This window comes from Roseivivax sp. THAF197b (genome assembly GCF_009363255.1).
Taxonomy (GTDB): Bacteria; Pseudomonadota; Alphaproteobacteria; order Rhodobacterales; family Rhodobacteraceae; genus Roseivivax.
The window spans coordinates 3,549,384-3,567,183 of the sequence record NZ_CP045318.1; the positions used below are offsets into that span (position 1 = coordinate 3,549,384).

12 protein-coding genes are annotated in these 17,800 nt (G+C 67.0%); 8 read left to right on the forward strand and 4 right to left on the reverse strand.

The genetic code is table 11. From position 1 onward, the window contains the following. Window positions 1-27: 27 nt before the first annotated feature. The 5 genes from FIV09_RS17070 to FIV09_RS17090 all read left to right on the forward strand — a co-directional run bounded on the left by FIV09_RS17070 (window position 28) and on the right by FIV09_RS17090 (window position 5,673). Window positions 28-501: a hypothetical protein gene (locus FIV09_RS17070; RefSeq protein WP_152451864.1), complete on the forward strand. Its 474-nt coding sequence runs from the start codon at window positions 28-30 to the stop codon at window positions 499-501. A 123-nt stretch (window positions 502-624) separates the two neighbouring features. After that, window positions 625-2,016: a hypothetical protein gene (locus tag FIV09_RS17075; protein ID WP_152451866.1), complete on the forward strand. Its 1,392-nt coding sequence runs from the start codon at window positions 625-627 to the stop codon at window positions 2,014-2,016. Beyond that, entirely contained in the window at window positions 2,013-3,344 is a 1,332-nt protein-coding gene (locus FIV09_RS17080; protein ID WP_152451868.1) for a glycosyltransferase family 4 protein, read from the forward strand. Before FIV09_RS17075 ends, FIV09_RS17080 begins: the two co-directional genes overlap by 4 nt. Further along, complete coding sequence (locus FIV09_RS17085; RefSeq protein WP_152451870.1) at window positions 3,341-4,900, forward strand: GMC oxidoreductase; 1,560 nt, start codon at window positions 3,341-3,343, stop codon at window positions 4,898-4,900. Before FIV09_RS17080 ends, FIV09_RS17085 begins: the two co-directional genes overlap by 4 nt. Next, window positions 4,897-5,673 (forward strand): SDR family oxidoreductase, encoded by a 777-nt coding sequence (locus FIV09_RS17090; protein WP_152451872.1) that lies wholly within the window; start codon window positions 4,897-4,899, stop codon window positions 5,671-5,673. Before FIV09_RS17085 ends, FIV09_RS17090 begins: the two co-directional genes overlap by 4 nt. Here the strand turns inward: FIV09_RS17090 and FIV09_RS17095 are convergent. Then, complete coding sequence (locus tag FIV09_RS17095) at window positions 5,651-6,424, reverse strand: WecB/TagA/CpsF family glycosyltransferase (RefSeq protein WP_254702263.1); 774 nt, start codon at window positions 6,422-6,424, stop codon at window positions 5,651-5,653. The genes FIV09_RS17090 and FIV09_RS17095 overlap by 23 nt on opposite strands. Before the next feature lie 188 nt (window positions 6,425-6,612). Here FIV09_RS17095 and FIV09_RS17100 point away from each other — a divergent pair, with 188 nt between their 5' ends. The 3 genes from FIV09_RS17100 (at window position 6,613) to FIV09_RS20645 (ending at window position 10,915) form a co-directional block, all read left to right on the forward strand. Next, window positions 6,613-7,812, forward strand: coding sequence for a glycosyltransferase (locus FIV09_RS17100; RefSeq protein WP_152451874.1), 1,200 nt, complete (start codon window positions 6,613-6,615; stop codon window positions 7,810-7,812). Further along, complete coding sequence (locus tag FIV09_RS17105) at window positions 7,812-8,804, forward strand: glycosyltransferase family 2 protein (protein WP_152451876.1); 993 nt, start codon at window positions 7,812-7,814, stop codon at window positions 8,802-8,804. Before FIV09_RS17100 ends, FIV09_RS17105 begins: the two co-directional genes overlap by 1 nt. Window positions 8,805-9,058: 254 nt before the next feature. Then, the gene (locus FIV09_RS20645) at window positions 9,059-10,915 is read left to right on the forward strand and encodes a hypothetical protein (protein WP_254702264.1); all 1,857 of its coding nucleotides are present in this window, start codon (window positions 9,059-9,061) and stop codon (window positions 10,913-10,915) included. 70 nt (window positions 10,916-10,985) lie between these two features. On the opposite strand, the gene FIV09_RS17115 is transcribed toward FIV09_RS20645, so the two are convergent. The 3 genes from FIV09_RS17115 to FIV09_RS17125 form a co-directional block, all read right to left on the reverse strand. Then, complete coding sequence (locus FIV09_RS17115; protein ID WP_152451878.1) at window positions 10,986-12,311, reverse strand: chain-length determining protein; 1,326 nt, start codon at window positions 12,309-12,311, stop codon at window positions 10,986-10,988. A 173-nt stretch (window positions 12,312-12,484) separates the two neighbouring features. Beyond that, window positions 12,485-13,159, reverse strand: a complete 675-nt coding sequence (locus tag FIV09_RS17120; protein WP_172975759.1) for a 4'-phosphopantetheinyl transferase — start codon at window positions 13,157-13,159, stop codon at window positions 12,485-12,487. A 4-nt stretch (window positions 13,160-13,163) separates the two neighbouring features. Beyond that, window positions 13,164-17,798 (reverse strand): MupA/Atu3671 family FMN-dependent luciferase-like monooxygenase, encoded by a 4,635-nt coding sequence (locus FIV09_RS17125; protein ID WP_152451882.1) that lies wholly within the window; start codon window positions 17,796-17,798, stop codon window positions 13,164-13,166. Window positions 17,799-17,800 lie beyond the last annotated feature (2 nt).

The window sequence follows — 17,800 nt, forward strand, 5'->3', positions numbered from 1 at the left end:
GGGGTTTGATGGTGTGAGGCAATCAGCATGTTGGAGGCTTTGACAGCGCTCGGACTCACCCTCGTGGGCGGCACGCTCGGCGGGGCGATGATGGCGGACAGCCCGGAGGAGGACGACGCCGTAGACCGACCCGAGAACATGAATCCGGATCACGCGCAGAATGCGGAGCCAGATCATGACCCTTCCGACACGCTGGTTCTGCCGGATATGGCCGGAAGCAGCGCAAGGTTCGACGCGTTCGATCCCGAGCGGGATCAGGTCGTGGTGGTCTTTCCCGACGCGATGGGCGCGGCGGGCATCGCTGATCTGACCTTCGATTACGACGAGGACCGGGACGAAACCCATGTCACGCTGAGAACTCCGAACGGGCCGAGCCCGGTCTGTTGCCTCGCCGAGGTGGCACCAGGCGAGATGGATGCGGGAAACTTCGATTTCATCTCCGCACACGACGCGGAGGCGACGCTTGGTCCCCTGTCCCACCCCGCGCCGAACGCGGTATAACAGGGTGCGCGTCCGGGGCGGCCCCGGGCGCAGAGAACGAGTAAGGCGGGCAAGGCCGCGCGGCTTCGGCAGAGCTTCGCATCAGCGCCCCGCCATGTGAGAAGTGAGGGCAAGGGACGAAAGATGCCCAACGCATTCGCCTTGTTGATCCTCGCGGCCTGGCCGGTCGTGACGGTGATCCTGTTCCGGGAGATGTCCCAGAGGCGGGCCCTTTTGGCGAGCCTGATCGCAGGCTTCCTGCTTCTGCCGGGACCGCAAGCGGCCTTCGACCTGCCGCTGATCCCGCCGCTCAACAAGACGAACCTGCCCGCGCTGATCAGCCTCGTCTGCCTGCTCTACATCAACCCGGAGGACAATCGCCGCCTGCTGCCGGATGGCTGGATCGCGAAGACGCTCGTTCTGACCTATATCTTCGTCCCCTTCGCCACGGCGGCCACCAACAATGCACCGGTGCTCTGGGGGCGGATCGAATTGCCACCGGTGAGCTACAAGGATGCGCTCGGCCTCTCGATGCAGCAATTCTTCACCATTTTGCCGATGCTGCTGGCGCGCCTGCACCTCGCGACGGGCGGTGCGATCCGCGATCTGATGGTGGCGCTGGTGATCGCAGCGCTGGCCTATCTGCCGCTGATGCTGATCGAAGTGCCCTTCGGTCCGGTTCTGCATTCGGCGATCTACGGCTTCCAGCAATCGCTGCCCTTCCAAGCCATTCGGGGCGATACGTTCCGCCCTGTGGTCTTCCTCGAACATGGGCTTTGGGTGGCCTTCTTCCTGCTGACCGCCACCGCGGCCGCCTGGAGCTTGTGGCGCGCGACGGAGACCGGCCGCACGCGCTATTTCCTGACCGCCATGGCGCTGAGCGTCATGCTGGTTCTGATCAAATCCTTCGGCGCGCTCTTGATGATGATCCTGCTGCTGCCCGTCCTGCTGATCCGCGGACGTCGCCTGCAGGTCTATGCCGCCGTCGCGATCGGGCTCTTCTGCATCCTCTATCCGATGCTGAAAAGCGCGGGCTACATTCCGCAGGAGCGCATTCTGGGCCAGATCGCCCAGCTGAGCGAAGAGCGGGCCTTCTCGCTCGAATTCCGGCTCGACAACGAATCGATGCTGCTGGAGCGCGCGCTCGAAAAGCCGATCTTCGGCTGGGGAAGCTGGGCGCGAAATCACATCATCGACCCCGTGAGCGGCAACCTTCTGACGGTCACGGACGGACGCTGGGTCATCGCGCTGGGCGTGTTCGGCCTTGTCGGATTCCTCGCGGAGTTCGGGCTGCTGATGCTGCCCATCCTCCTTCTGATACGCGCAGGCATCACCCGGCGGCCCGACGCCTTCGATCCGCTGGCGGTGACATTGTGCCTGCTGCTTGCGGTCAATATCTTCGATCTCATCCCGAATGCCACGCTGACGCCTGTCACCTGGATGATTGTGGGCGCACTTCTTGGCTATGCCGAAGGTGTCCGCACCCGCGATGTCGACTGGCGCAACCGCCCGCTGGAATGGAAGCCCGTCTTATGAGTGGCCCCGCACCCCGCCGACCACGCGTCCTCGCCATCGCCGAGGCCGCCAATCCCGATTGGGTCTCCGTCCCGCTTGTGGGTTGGTCGCTGGCCCATGCCCTGCGCGAGGTCGCCGATGTGCATCTGGTCACGCAGGTGCGCAATCGCGACGCCATTCTTGCGGCAGGCTACGTTGAGGGGCGCGACTTCACCGCCATCGATTCCGAGGCGCTGGCCCGCCCGGCCTACAGGCTGGCCGAAAAGCTGCGCGGCGATTCCGGCAAGGGCTGGACGATCCTGCAGGCCGCCAACGCGCTGAGCTATCCCTATTTCGAACATCTGGTCTGGCGGCGCTTTCGGGACGATCTGATCGCGGGCGACTACGATATCGTGCACCGGATCACGCCTCTCTCGCCCACGGTGCAATCGACGCTGGCCGCCAAGCTGAACAGGATCGACGTACCGTTCGTGCTGGGTCCGCTCAATGGCGGGGTGCCCTGGCCCGAAGGCTATGATGCGGCCCGCCGCGCCGAACGCGAATGGCTGGCCCCTCTGCGCGCGGCCTACAAGCTGCTGCCGGGTCGGCGCGCCACCATGGCCCATGCCAGCGCCATCCTCGCAGGCTCCCGCCACACCGCGTCCGAAGTACCCGCACGCTTTGCCGACAAGGTCGTGTGGCTGCCCGAGAATGGCATCACGCCGGAGCGGTTTTCGCGCCGCGCCGATCCCGGCAAAGGTAAGCCCCTGCGCGCCGCCTTTGTCGGACGGCTGGTACCCTACAAGGGCTGCGACATGCTGATCGAAGCTGCCCGCCCGCTGATCGAGGCGGGTCAGGTCGCGCTCGATATCATCGGCGACGGACCGGAGATGGCGCGCCTGCGCGAACTGGCCGAACCCTTGGGACAAGGCGTCATCTTCCACGGATGGCAGCCTCATCACCGGGTGCAGGACATTCTGTCAGGGGCCGATCTCTTGGGGTTCCCGTCTATTCGCGAATTCGGCGGCGGGGTCGTGCTCGAAGCCATGGCGCTGGGATTGCCCCCGCTCGTGGTCGATTACGCCGGGCCGGGCGAGTTGGTGGATGACGCGGTCGGGTTTACCGTGCCCTGCCTGCCGCCGACCGCGCTGATCCCGGAATTGCGCCGGACGCTCCAACATATCGTGGCCGCGCCCGACATCCTGCCGCAGAAAGGCGCCAAGGCCGCCGCGCGCGTCGCGGCACAATTCACCTGGCAGGCCAAGGCGGCGCAGATCGCGCGGGTCTACGACTGGGTGCTTGCGGGCCGCACGCAACTCAGGCCGGATCTCTTCGCGGCAGATCCTGCCTTGGGGGCGAAGACCGCATGAGCCACCCAGCTTTTGACCAGGATTGGGATGTCGTGATCATTGGCACGGGCATCGGTGGCGGCACGGCGGGCCGCGCGCTGGCCGAAGCCGGATTGCGCGTGCTCTTCCTCGAACAGGGCGCGGAGGGCTTCCGCCGCGAAGAGACACCGCTCGACATGAGCACGCCGCATCGCGCGGCGCGCCTGGCACGCGGGGCCTTTCCCGATCCGATGCGGCTGACGCTCAATGGCCGGACGGAGCAGCGCTTTCCCTATGCGGGCTCGGGCGTCGGGGGCTCTTCGGCCTATTACGCCGCAGCTTTGGAACGGCCGGCACCCCATGACCTTGATGACGGCGCAACGCGCCCGCATCCAACCGGCGGCTGGCCTGTTTCTTTCGCGGTCTTCGAGCCATATTTTTCGCGCGCGGCAACGCTCTACCGGTTGAGCGGCACGGATGATCCGCTGTCGCAGGCAGAGCGCCTGCCCTTGCGCACGCCGCCCGAAATGAGCCGCGGCGAAGCCTCGCTCCTGGCCGATCTCGAGCGCGCGGGCCTGCATCCCTACCGGCTGAACACCGCCATCGAGGGCGGACCCGATTGCCGCTTCTGCATCGGTCACAAATGCCCCCGGCCCTGCAAGATGGACGGTCGCTCGGCGGGTGTCGAACCGGCGCTTGCCACCGGGCGCGCGGCCTGCGTGACCGGCGCCGAGGTGCTTCACCTCGAAACCGACGGGGCGCGGATCACAGCCCTCACGCTGCGGCATGAAGGGCAGGTGCACCGCCTGACGCCGCCGCGCGTGGTCCTTGCGGGGGGTGCATTTGCCTCGCCGCGGCTGTTGCTGGCCTCACGCTCCGAAGCGGCGCCCACGGGCATCGGAAACGCGCGGGATCAGGTCGGGCGGCACCTGATGTTTCACCTCAACGAGATGATCGCGCTTTGGCCCCGCCGCCATGCATCGGGCGACGGGCCTGCCCGGTCCCTTGCCTTCCGCGACCTCTATCACGATCCGGAGGACCGCTTCGGCCTCGTGCAATCCATGGGTCTGCGCGCGGATTACGGCCAGATCCTGCAATATCTCGATCAGGTTCTGGAGAGGCAGGGTCTTGGACGCTTCCGCCGCCTGACCCGCCCGGTCGCGGCCCTGGGGGCATGGGCCTTGGGGCGTGGCTACATCTTCGTGGGCCTTCTGGAAGACCCGGGCCTGCCCGAGAACCGCGTGCGCTTCGATCCCAAAGAGCCGGAGGCGCTGGTCGTCGACTACACAATGTCCGAGGCGCTTCTGGCCCGGCGGAAAGCCTTCCGGCGCGCGCTGAAAAAGCGCCTCAGGGGCACACGCCGTTTGCTTCTCTCCCCGGCGCCGGAGCTGAATTACGGCCATGCCTGCGGTACGCTGCGTTTCGGCTCGGACCCCGCCACATCGGCGCTGACACCCGAGTGCCGACCGCATGGCATCGATAACCTCTGGGTCAGCGACGCCTCCTTCATGCCCTCGGCCATGGGAGTGAATCCCAGCCTGACCATCGCCGCGAACGCCCTGCGCGTCGCCGATCTGATCCTGGAGGACCGGCGATGAGCCGCATCACGCCAGACGAGGGACGTATCGTCGTCACAGGTGGCGGATCGGGGCTTGGCCGCGCCCTGGCGCAGCGCTTTGCCGCGCTGGGTTTTGCCGTCACCATCATAGGTCGGCGCGCGGAGGCGCTGGCGGAAAGTGCTGCCTCGCATCCGCAGATCACGCCCCTGCCGCTCGATATCGCGGATGCCCGCGCAGTGGTGGACGCGTTCCGCGCGCTGGCGGCCGAGGGTCCGATTGCGGCGCTTGTGAACAACGCGGCCATCTACCCGGTCGAGGATTTCCTGACCGGACGGCCGCAGACCCTTCTCGATGCCGTCGCCATCAATCTCAGCGGCACGGTCGCCTGCAGTCACGCGGCCTTGCAGGACATGGCGACGCGCGGACGGGGCCGGATCGTCAATGTCGCGACCTTCGCGGATCAGGTCCCCCTGCCCGGATCGGCGGCCTATTCCGTCTCGAAGGGCGCGCAACGCATCTTCACCCGCGCGCTGATTGCGGAGACCGCGGACCGCTTGCCCGGTATCGTCATCTCGGACTGGATCCCCGGCGCGCTTCGAACCGAGATGGGCCTGCCCGATGGCATCGCCCCCGAGGACGCCGCGCGCTGGGGCGCGGCCCTGACGCTTGCGGCGGATCGCGACCTGATGGGCGTGACGTTCGAGCGCGACCGCGAAGTGCTGGCCCCTCAAAGCCTGAAGCGGCGGCTCTTCAACACGGTGACGGGTCGAAGGCCGCGCGCCCGGCGGATCACGGATGGCGGCGTTGTCTGAGCGCCAACCAAACTTCCCGTGGCACGATCGCCGCGCATGCCACGTAGCGCATCGCGAGCCTGCGAGGATCGCGCATCATCCGCCACACCCATTCAAGGGCGAAGCGCCGCATCCAGGCCGGTGCGCGTTTCTGCGTACCCGCGAAGAAATCGAGCCCTGCCCCGATGGAGGCAAAACCCATCCGCGGCTGCATCCGCCGTCCATGGGCGGCGAAGCGTTCCTGCTTGGGCGCACCGAGGGCCACGAACAACAGCCCGACGCCCGCATCCGCCGCACGCGCCAGGATATCCGTCGCGGCCTCGCCCTCGGGATCGAAGCCCATCGGCGGCGCTTCGGTGAAGGCGATCCTGAGGCCCGGCACCTCGCCGCGCAGGAAGGCCTTGGCCTTCTTCAGAACGTCCTCGGTGCTGCCCACGAAGCCTACATTCACGTCCAGTTGTGCGGCCAGACGGCACATCGGCACGATCGCATCCGAGCCCGTGACAAGCGACAGGTCATGCCCGGCCATCCGGCCCAGCCACACGATCGGGTTGCCGTCGGCGGTCACGAGATCATGCGCGGCATAGGCCTCCCGGAAGGCCGCATCGCGCCGCAGCTTCACCAGGTGATCGAGGTTGATCGTCGCCAGCGCGTAGCCTTCGTCCCGGCGCATCCGTTCGCGCAATTGCGCATCGAGCGCGGCCCGGTCCCGGACCGTCACCGCGATCTGGCTTCCGCCCACATCGAAAGTCATGGCGCGCGTTCTCGTCATGCATCCGGTCCTAGCAGGGGGACGGGGCGGCAGGGAGACCCGCGCGTGCGCAACGCGAAAAGTGCGACTCTCTTGCGTCAGCAAGGGGGGCACCGCGCCGCGCATCTTGCCAATCCCCGCCCGACAAGCGCCATCTTCGGCGGGCATCAAGGCCCCGGCGCGGAGCCGGGCAGAGCAAGAGGGCAGAGATGAAACGCGTGGCCTACCTGACCGGGCATTATCCCCGCGCCTCGCATACCTTCATCGAGCGGGAGGTCGCGGCCCTGCGCGCCCAGGGACATGCGGTCGAGACCTGTTCGATCCGGCGCACGCCCGCCTCGGACCTCTCCGGCCCTGATCAGGTGGCCGAGCAATCCCGCACCTGGCACGTGATCGAACACGCCAAATCGCCCGCGCGCCTGATCGGCGCGCAGCTGCATTACCTGCGCCGCGCCCCCCACCTCTGGGCAGGCGCGCTGAAGCTCGCGCTTTCGACGTCGGCGGATGGTCCGCGCGCGCTTTTGTGGCAGATCTTCTACTTCCTCGAAGCCGCCGTTCTGGCGCGTCACCTCGAAGAGCAAGGCGTCGAGCATCTGCACAACCACCTCGCCTCGCAATCCTGCAACGTGGCGCTTCTGGCCTCGGCGCTGTCGGGTATTCCGTTTTCCTTCACGATCCACGGGCCGGATACCTTCTTCGAAGCGCCCCGCTGGCATCTCGGAACCAAGGCGCGGCATGCAGCCTTCGTCGCCTGCATCTCGCATTTTGCCCGCTCGCAACTGATGTGTTTCGCAGCACCTGCCGATTGGGACAAGCTGCGGATCGTGCATTGCGGCGTCACGCCGGAGGCGTACCGCGCGGAGACGTTCCGGGGCACGCGACTGCTGTTCGTCGGGCGGCTCGTGGGGGTGAAGGGGCCGCGCCTTCTGCTCGATGCGCTGGTCAGGCTATCCGCGCAGCATCCGGAGGTGACGCTGACCTATATCGGCGACGGCCCGGATCGCGCGGCACTCGAGGCCAAAGCCCGGTCCGAGGGGCTGGAAGACCGGGTGCGTTTCCTCGGATTTCAGCCACCTGCCGCGGTTGCGGATGCGCTGGCGGACGCGGATGTCTTCTGCCTGCCGAGCTTCGCCGAGGGCGTCCCCGTCGTCCTGATGGAGGCCATGGCCGCCGAACGCGCGGTCGTCACGAGCCGCATCGCGGGCATCCCCGAATTGATCGAGGATGGCGTGACCGGCCGCCTCGTCCCGCCGGGCGACCTCGATGCCTTGACCGATGCGCTGTCCGATTGCCTCAGCGATCCCGACAGATCCCGCGCCATGGGACAGGCCGCCCGGCGCAAGGTCGCGGCAGAGTTCAACGTGGCGCAGGAAGCCGCCAAGCTGTCGCGCCTGATCGAGGACGCGTGATGCCGACCGGGGCCCCGAAGACAGCCGTCGACATCGTGCTGATCGGACGCAACGAAGCGGCCCGCCTGCCTGCGGTCCTGTCGGCGGTGGCCGCGACGGACGCACGGACGATCTATGTCGATTCAGGCTCGACCGATGGCAGCGCAGAGATCGCGGAGGCGGCGGGTCTGCCTGTCCTGCCGCTGGACCTGTCGGTTCCCTTCACGGCGGCGCGCGCGCGCAATGCAGGTGCCGCGGCATTCGAGGCTCCGGCCCCGTATCTGCACTTCATCGACGCCGATTGCGTCCTCGATCCCGGTTGGATGGAGGAGGCAGTCACCTTCCTTGAGACGCATCCCGATCACGCGATGGTCACGGGCTGGGCCGCCGAGGAACACCCCGAACGCTCCGTCTACAATCGTCTGATCGATTGGGAGTGGAAGGCCCCTGCGGGCCGGATCGACGCCTCGACCGGGAACATGCTGGTGCGGCGCGCGGCCTTCGATGCCGTGGGCGGGTTCGATCCCGCCTTCATCGCCTCCGAGGAAGAGGATCTGTGCCTGCGGCTCATTGCTGCGGGATGGCACCTCGAACGGCTGCCCCGGCTGATGGTGCGGCACGACGCGGCCATGACCCGGCTCGGGCAATGGTGGCGCCGGACGGAGCGCGCGGGCCACGGGCTCGCGCAAATTGCCGCGAAGCATGGCGTCCGCCGGGTCCGCGAACGCCGCCGCGCATGGGTGTTCGGACTGGGCATCCCGCTTGCCGCGTTACTGGCGCTGGCCGTCGCCCCGTCCCTGTCGGCGCTGGTTCTCCTGGCCTATCCGCTGATCTGGGTGCGAGGTTATCGCGCGATGCGGCGTGACGGCATCGGTGCGCGGGATGCGGCGTCGTTCGCGGGGCTGTTCACGCTGGCGAAATTCCCGACTCTGCAAGGCATGCTGCGCTACCATGCGCGTCGATGGTCGGGGCAGGATCTGCACCTGATCGAGTATCGCACGCCCACGCGGTAAGCCTGGCATTGCGCCTCGTTTCGTAAACAATACCCGTTTTTTGACCTAATTTTGAACAGATTTCCCTGTTCTAAGCGAGGCCGGGTACACAGGTACTCGGAACGCGCAGGACGTAGTGACATGGACGGTCGGACCACGGATTCGAGCATTTGGCCGACAAATCTGGCAACGGAGCGGCTCCAATGACGGCAGAGCGTATCTTTCGACGCAAAAACCGCCCCGGTGCGCGGTCCGATTCGTCGCGTGATGTGCAAATGTCCGGGTCGGGTGAGACTTCGGGCGCCGAGAAGCCGAAAGTGTTTCGCCGCCACAAACGGGCGGAAACGAAGCGCAATGCCGAGGCGCCGGATAAAAGCCCCGCGCAGGCGCCGCGCATTGCCGACAGACCGCCACAGGATATCGCCGGGGAGACGACGGAACCCGGCACCGCCGCCGCACAGCTTCCGCCGCTGGAGCCGTCGGAGACGCCCGCGCCTGCGCAGACGTCGCGCGAGGCCTTGATGGCACTTGCCGAAGATCTGACTGCGCCCGAGGATGATCCGGAGCGCGAAGCCGAACAGGAGACCGACCCCGACACGGACGACGATGCCGCGGAGGTGCAGAACTTCTGGGGCTCGGACGTGGACAGGGATGAAGCCAACGACGAGGCTTTAGACACGGCGGACGCCTCGACGGATGTCGCGGATAGCGACGTTGCAGAAATGGATCAGGATTTCGCGCCGGGCGGCCATCCGCCGAAATCTGCGCAGCCTGCCACGGTTGAAGCGTCGGACATGTCTGAGCCTCTCGCAGACGAACCGAATGCCCGCGATGCGGAGTCGCTTCCCCCGCAGGCAATCGCGCCCGCACACCATCCCGAACGGCCTCTGCGCAAAAGTGCGGAACCGGTCTCGCGGCCTGTCACGGCGGATGATGAGCTCGACGATATCGAAGACATCGAGGCGGCGCCGTCTGTGTCGACCGCTTCGCCCGACACGGTTGCGGCGCCGCCAACGAAGGTGGAAGACCTGCGCGCGGACACCCCTGAGCAAAGCCCGACGCCGCCCCAGCGGTCCTATATCCGAATGCCTGCGCAAGCCGCACAGCCGCCTGAGCACAAAGAAGACGTGCCGTCGCAGGACACGGACGACATGCCGGAGCACGACGCGCCAGAGCCGCTCGTCCTGTCTGCGGACAGCAAATTGGTGACCGATCCACCCGAAGCTCAAGACGCCGCGCCCTTGGATGAGCCTCCGCAAGACGACGCGGAATCCGAGGAGGATGTCGCAGAGGCAGATACACCCCCTGCCCCCGAGACAGACCCGCTACCTGACACAGATGCCGACACGGACGCGACGGACCCACCTGCCGAGGAACCCACAGGTGACGCACCCCCGCGTCCCGACCTCAACGGCTGGTCGCGCCTTGGCCCCGTGATCGTCGACGAGCGCGTTCTCGACCGGCACCGCGTCATCACCGCGACGCGGTACGATCCCGCCCATGCAGCCTTCGATGTGCTGCGCACGCGCCTTTTGCAGGCCGTGTCGGAACGGGGATGGTCCCGGATCGCGATCACCTCGCCCACCAAGGGCTGCGGCAAGACCTTCACCGCGGCGAACCTGGCCATCAGCCTCGCGCGGCAGGAAAACTGCCGGACGATCCTGTTTGACACCGATCTGCGCGACCCGATGCTGGCACGCACCTTCGGCGTGTCGAATGTTGGTTCCATCGGCGACATGATGCGGGGCCGAATTGCGCCCGAGGATCACCTGCGCAGGCTCGGACCCAACGAATTTCACGCCGGACCGAACCTGGCCTTCGCCTTCAACGAGGCGCCCGAAACCTATGCCTCGGAGCTGCTGCAAGATCCCCGGACGTCCGAGACCCTGCGCGGCATCGAAGCGCGGTTCGCGCCGAAACTGATGCTGTTCGACATGCCGCCCGCACTCTACGGCGACGACGTGCTGGCGATGCGTCCTATGATCGACGCCGTGATCCTCGTCGTCGGCGGGGGCATGACCACAGCGAACGAAATCCGCGAAGTGGAAAATCGCCTCGGCACGGAGACCCCGCTTCTGGGCGTGGTCCTCAATCGCGCGGAAGGCTCCAAAACCCGCCAATACGGGTACTGATCCAGCCCCGTTCGCAGCGCTGTGATGGCGCGATGGCGCCGCGCCTCAACGGGCGCGCACCCACAACCGCTCAGCTATTCGCGCGACGTGGCAGGAAGCGCCCCCAGAGCGCGGGATCGACGAGGCGCGCCACTCCGGCGGCCAGAAGGGCGAGCCCCCCGAAGATCAGCGCGAAAAGCCCCCCGCGCCGCTTCCAGCGCCCGATATCCGAGGAGCGTTTCTGAACGACCGGCACCGAGATGACGGGCTTGATCCCGAGCTGACGCTCGAGCTGGGCCGCACTGCGGATCGCGGGGTTGAAGAGCTCCAGCAAGTATCCGATGCCGAAGGCCACGACCACGCTGAAGAGCGCGCCGAGCATCACGATGGATTTGCGGCTGCGCGAGAAGGAATATTCCGCGGGCACCGCCTCTTCCAGCACCTCCAGCCGTTCGGATTGGTCCTGCACTTCCATGACCTGCTCGAACTCCGCATCGGCGCGTTGCTGCACAACAGCGCTGTATTGCTCCTGCAGACCGTCGAGGCGTCGCTCCAGAATGCCGAGATCCCGCGCCACGTCCGGCGCGCGGGCGATGGCCGCTTCGATCTCGCTCTCGCGCGCAACAATGAGACGCTTTTGGTTTTCTAGAAGCTCCGTCCGACGCGCCAAATCGGCATCGCGCAGCCGGTCCGAGTTGGCGCGCAGTTCCGCAAGCTGGCGGTCGATCTCGAATTCCGACACTTCGAGCGAGGCCAGTTGCGACCGCAGCGCTGCGATGGAGCCTGGCAGCGCCTCGTCATTGGCGCGGCGGAACTCCGCGATCTCGGCTTCGACGGCACTGATGCGGGCATCGATCTCCGAAGCTTCCTCGTCGAAGAAGGTGAGCGCGTCCTGCGCCCGCTGAAGATTGCGTGCACGCGATTCCGCGATGGCCGCGGTCATGATGCCGTTGGCCAGGGCCGCTGCGGCTTCCGGCTCTTCCCAGACGACCTCGATGATGATCGCGAAGGGCGCGACGGTCGGCGAGAATGCGAAGTTCCCGGTTTCCGCGCGGACGGTGACCGCGTTGCGCAGGACGATCAGCTTCTCGTCCCGGCTGGGCATGCGGCCACCCGGCTCGCGCGGTTGGAACAGGCCCACATCCTCCGAGACCTGCAACAGCGACACGGTCGAGGTCATGCGCTGGCGGATCAACTCGATCCGGCGCACGGCCTCGTCGCTCATTCGGCGGCCACTATCGGGGTCGGGAATGCGCGGACTTTCGATCTGGATCGCCGCCGTGGCGCGGTAGAGCTTGGTCTTGTTCATCGCGATGTAGACGGAGGCCAGGCACCCGATCACGACGATCAGAAGCATGATCGGCAAGCGGCGCCGAAGCGCTGAAAAGAGTTCTTCGCGGCTATGGAATTGGACCATGTCTTATCTCCCGGCCTGCGGTGAAGAAGCGGGCGTCTGATTCAGCCCTGCTGTCGCCTGATCGGATGCTGTGAGCGAGGACCTTACCGAAATATGGTTAATTTCGCGAATGGCAGAGGGCACATGCGTCGAAACACAGTGTTTCCGGATGGCATATGATGCGGCGGTTCGGGTCACGACGCCCCCCGCGATCCGGCATGTAGCACTGACAGCGACAGGCACAATCCGTCGCCCGTCCACTGGGTGACCGGAATGGCATCGCCCTTCGCGAAAGGCGGCACCGGGCCGGAAAAGCGCAAGGTCCGCCGCACACTGTCATAGCGCAGCCCCTCGAAGCCGAACAATGTGCGGGTCAGCGGGTATTGCGCCTTGTAAGCGGCTTCCTTGGCGGAAAAGAGCTGCCGCGCGGCGAGACGTCGGTCGGGGCCGATGCCCGCGATTTCATCCTCGCGGCCGATCTCGTGGACGATGTCCTCGGGCAGGGGATCGTAAGGTTCGATATCGACACCAAGCGAGGCGATGCGCGCGGCCTCGGCGACAACGGCGATGCAGGCCGCGGGGCAATGCGACAACGATCCGACAATGCCCTGGGGCCAGACGGGCGCGCGGTCCTCGGCCATGGGGATGGCGACAGGCGCGTATCCGAGGGCCTTCAACGCCTGCCGCGCGGCCTGACGGCCTGCCGCGAATTCCGCACGGCGACCGGCCACAGCCCGACTGACGGCGGCTTCCTCGATCGGAAACAGCGGCTCGGTCACCTGCTCCGGATCGACGACGGCCACGGCCACGCCATCGGGCCAGGCATCGCCCAGTCCCTTGATCATCTGCAAAAGGGGCATGGAGGACATGGGCTTATCCCTGCGCTCTGGCACGCATTTCGCGCCGCTTGGCCATGGCTGCGCGCCGTGCATCGGCACGCGGATTGCGGATCGGGGCCGGATCGGTGGCGGGCATGCGTGTCGCCGTCGGAGCCTGCGCCTCCGTTTCCGGCGCGCGTGTCTTGGGGCGCACAGAGACCGCACGTGCGGGCGCATCGCCGCGCAGCTCCGCCACCCGGTCCGCCATTGCCTTCAGCGTCGGGAATCGGAACACATCCGTGATCGAAAACTCCTTCGCGCGCATCCCGTCGCGGATCGCCCGGTGCAATTCCACCGCCAGCAAAGAATGCCCGCCCAGCGCGAAGAAATTGTCCGCCGCTCCGACCTGTCCCACGCCGAGCGTTGTGGCCCAGAGGTCGCCGAGCTCGGCCAGCGTTGCGCGCGATGCACCTGTCTCTTCGCGCGCCACGTACGGGGCGGGGGCTGCGGTCACCGCTTGCGGTGCGACCTCTCGGGAAGCGGCGGCAGAGTGCGATGCGGGCGCGGGCGCCTTGGGCTCCGGCAGCGCGTTGCGATCGACCTTCTTGTTCGGTGTCAGCGGCAGTGCATCGAGCGTCACGATCCGCCCCGGCACCATATGCGCGGGAAGCCCTGCGGCCAGCGTCGCCTTCATCGCCGTCTCATCGCCGGGTGTGCCCGTGACAAAGGCCAGAAGCCGGTCGTCCCGCACGATGGCGGCGGCTTGCGTCACACCGTCCAACGCCTCGATCCGGGCCTCGACCTCGCCCAGTTCGATGCGCATGCCGCGCAGCTTCACCTGCCCGTCCGCCCGTCCGAGGAAGTCGATCATCCCGTCGGCGCGGCGCATCACCATATCGCCGGTGCGGTACATCCGGCCGCCCGTTTCCGCGAAGGGATCGGGGCGGAACCGCTCTTGGGTCAGGGTATCGCGCTGCCAATAGCCCCGTGCGACGCCCTGCCCGCCAATCCAGAGCTCGCCCGGCTGGCCGATGGCGCAGGGCGCGCCGCCCTCGTCCAGCACGTAGAGCGCGGTATTGGCGATGGGCGCGCCGATGGGGACCACGCCGGGCACCGCCTGCGCAGGACCAACGGCGGACCAAATCGTCGTCTCCGTCGGCCCGTACATGTTCAGCACCTGCGCACGGGTGACCTGGCCCAGCGCCTCGACCAGCGGTCCCGGCAAGGCCTCGCCTCCGAGGAAAATGTGATCGAGCTGGCGCAGCGCCGCGCGCGCGCCGTCATCGGCCATCATCAGCCGCATCAGCGATGGCGTGCATTGCAGATGCGTGGCGCCGTGCCGCCGGATCTGCGCGGCGACGGAGAAGTCGCGATCATCGGGCACGTCCTCTCCGGAGACGCGGGCGATCACCTCGGCCAGGGGTTTGAGCCCTTCGAGCACCACGTCAGGGGCAATACCATAATCGATGAGACAGGCCACTTCCTTGACACCGATGGCCTTCAGATCGGCGATCCGCGCCTCCGCATCATCGACGGTACCGAAAAGGCCGCTGTCGTTGAAATACCGCTCGAACGCGAAATCGAGGATGCCCTCCAACTCGTCGTCATCAAGGCTGCCGAGGTCGATCTGGTGCGGGTTCTCCACGCCCTGCGGTTTCTTGAAGGCCGGGAAGGCCCAGGCATATTGCTTGATGAGGCCCGCGGCAGAGCGCAGGTAATCCTTCATCGGCGCGCGCGCGATCTCGCGGGCCTGATCGCGGGTATCCGCGAGGTATGTGTGCAGCATGAGGCAAACCTCGCCCGTCTCGGGGTCGAGACCCGCGTCTGCCCGCGCCTCGCGGTAAAGCGCGATCTTCTCGCTGACCTCCGCAATGCTTTGGCCCAGCAGATGCGTCAGCACGTTCGCACCAAGGCGGCCCGCTTCGCGCCACGTCTCGGGGTTGCCCGCTGTCGTGAGCCAGAGCGGCAGCTCTTCCGACACCGGGCGCGGCTGGGTCACCACCTCGTGCAGGGAGCCATCGGCGCGCGGAAAAGCCACCGCCTCGCCGCGCCAAAGGCGGCGGATCTGGTCGATCGCGGTCAGCATCGCCGCCTTGTTGTCGGGCGGCGCATTTTCGGGGCGCAGCACGAAATCGTCGGGCTGCCAACCGCTTGCGATGGCGAGGCCCGCGCGGCCCTCGGTCAGGTTGTCGATCACGGCCCATTCCTCGGCCACGCGGGCGGGATGGTGCAGGGGCGCCACGCAGGAGCCTGCGCGTACGCCGATCCGGCTCGTGACGCCCGCCACCGCCGCGCCTGTCACGGACGGATTCGGATAAGGCCCACCAAAGGCATGGAAGTGCCGCTCCGGTGTCCAGACCGCGCAGAACCCGTTCTGGTCGGCGAATTTCGCGCCTTCCAGAAGCGTACGGTACTTGTCGCGCCCCGCCCCGTCATCATTGCCCCAGTAATAGAGCGAAAGGTTCATCCCCGAGGTGCGGCGCGGCCCCGAAGATACCGTGGAGGCCACGTTCTCTGAGGCCATCACCACCTTGAAGCCGCGCGAGACGGCGTAGAACAGCTCAAGCACCGAGATGTCGAAATTGAGCGAGGTGACAGCGAGCCATGTGCCGCCGGGATCCGGGACGACCGCATCCATAGCCGTGAAGAAATTGGCCACCTGCCCGTGCTCGATCATCACGCCCTTGGGCTTGCCGGTCGAACCGGAGGTGTAGATCAGGTAGGCAAGATGCCCCGCCTCGGGCGCAATGCCGGGCCGCGCGGGGGAGGCGGAAAAAAGCCGCGTCTCGGTATCGAGCCACAGCTCAGCCGCCTTGTGACGCGGCAGGGACCGGGCGATGGCACTTTCGGTCACGATGATCGCGGCCCCGCTATCGGCGAGGTAATGCGCCTGTCGGTCGGCGGGATAGGCGGGATCGAGCGGCAGATAGGCCGCACCGGCCTTCAGCACCCCGAACGCCGCCGCCATCAGGCGCGGACCGCGCGCAAGATGCAGGGCGACGATGCTGTCCGGCCCCGCCCCCATATCCCGCAAGAGATGCGCGATGCGGTTGGCATAGTCGTCAAGCTCCCGGAAGCTGAGTTCGTGATCCTCGAAGACAAGTGCTGTGGCCTCCGGTGTCGCCTCCACCTGCGTCTCGAACCGGTCGATCATGGAGGTGTCGGACAGCGGCGTCTCGGTCGCGTTCCAGGTCTCCACCGTGAGGCGCCGTTCATCCGCGCCCATGATCTGCGCCTGCGCGGCGGGACCGTCCGCTGCATCGAGGCTGCGAAGACGGTCGGCGAGAAGCGCCGCCATGTCCGGGGTGATCGCGCCGGTATCGAAATGCAGCCGCGTCTCGGCATCGATCTCAAGCGTCAATAGCGCGCCCTCCACCGGACCCGCCGCATCGCTGATGGCAAGGGCGGGTGTGGTGATCGGGCCCAACTTTGGCATGCGGGCAGGCAGGTCGCGGGCAAAGGGTCCCGCTTCGCGGGCCTCCGCCAGGCGCGCCGCGAAGGCCGTGCGCATCTCCGCCACAGTGCCATCCGCCTGCGCTTTGACGGGCAGCCACGGCAGAGACAGGGCCGAGGCCGCTCGTTCGGACACATCCGGCGTGGCATAGGCGATATGGGCTACGCCATCCGGGGCAAGTCGCGCCGCCAGCAGGGCCAGCGCCCCGGCGGGGTCACGAACATTATCGAGCGGCAGACTGTTATATGTGCCGGACGGCGCACCAAAGCCCGGAAGGATCGCCGCGCGATACTCCGCAAGTCGGGCGCGCCAGCCACGCTCTGCCCGGGCGAGATCCGACAGGTCATCCGCAGGCGCGGGCGGCAACACGTGGCCGACCTCCGGCAATGACGTTTTGCTGTCGCCGAGAAATGTCAGGGCCGACAGCCGCAGCGCATCCTGACCACAGGCCACTACGAGCGCATCGTTGTCCACGCCAAGGATCGTGCCGGGCGCGGCCTGCCCCGTCACGACCTCCGCGCGCCCGATGGCAAGAAGCCCGGCTTCGGTGAAGAGCTTGGGCAGCGCCACGGGGTTCCAGTATCCGCCATGATCGAGCGCGCGGACCTGCCGGGCCAGAGTCTCCGCGTCTTGCGTGAAATCCAGAACGCCGTGATGGGCGGGCCGTGCGGTGAGGCCGAAATAGCTGCGCTCGGTTTCGGGTTGCGCGTAACTCTCCGGCGCGCCCGTCGCCAGCGCGTCGATCAGCGCATCGAAACTGTCGAGTGCTGCGGCAAAGCACTTCATGTTGAGCGTGAGCGCGGTGTCCTCCGGCCCGATTTCCACGTTGCGGGCAACAAGGATATCGCCGCGATCGACGCCCTGCTCCATCAGGTGCCAGGTGATACCGTGGCGCGTCTCGCCTGCATGCAGCGCCCAGACCGGCGCATTGAGCCCGGCATAGCGCGGCAGCGGACCATCGTGGAAATTCACCCCGCCCTTGGTGCCCAGCGCCAGCACATCCGCGGGCAGGAGGTCGAGATTGGCCACGCTCAGCACCCAATCGGCGGCATGGCCATCGAGCCGCTCCGCGAGACCCTGACCGGGCGCGATGACGGGCAGACCCGCAGCCGCGGCCCAGGCGCTCACATCCGCATCGCGGCTCACGCAGGCGGTGATCCGGTGGCCCGCGCGCAAGAGCTTCTCACCCGCTTCTCGGGTCAGGCGGTCATTGCCGATCAGGATCGCAGAAAACATCA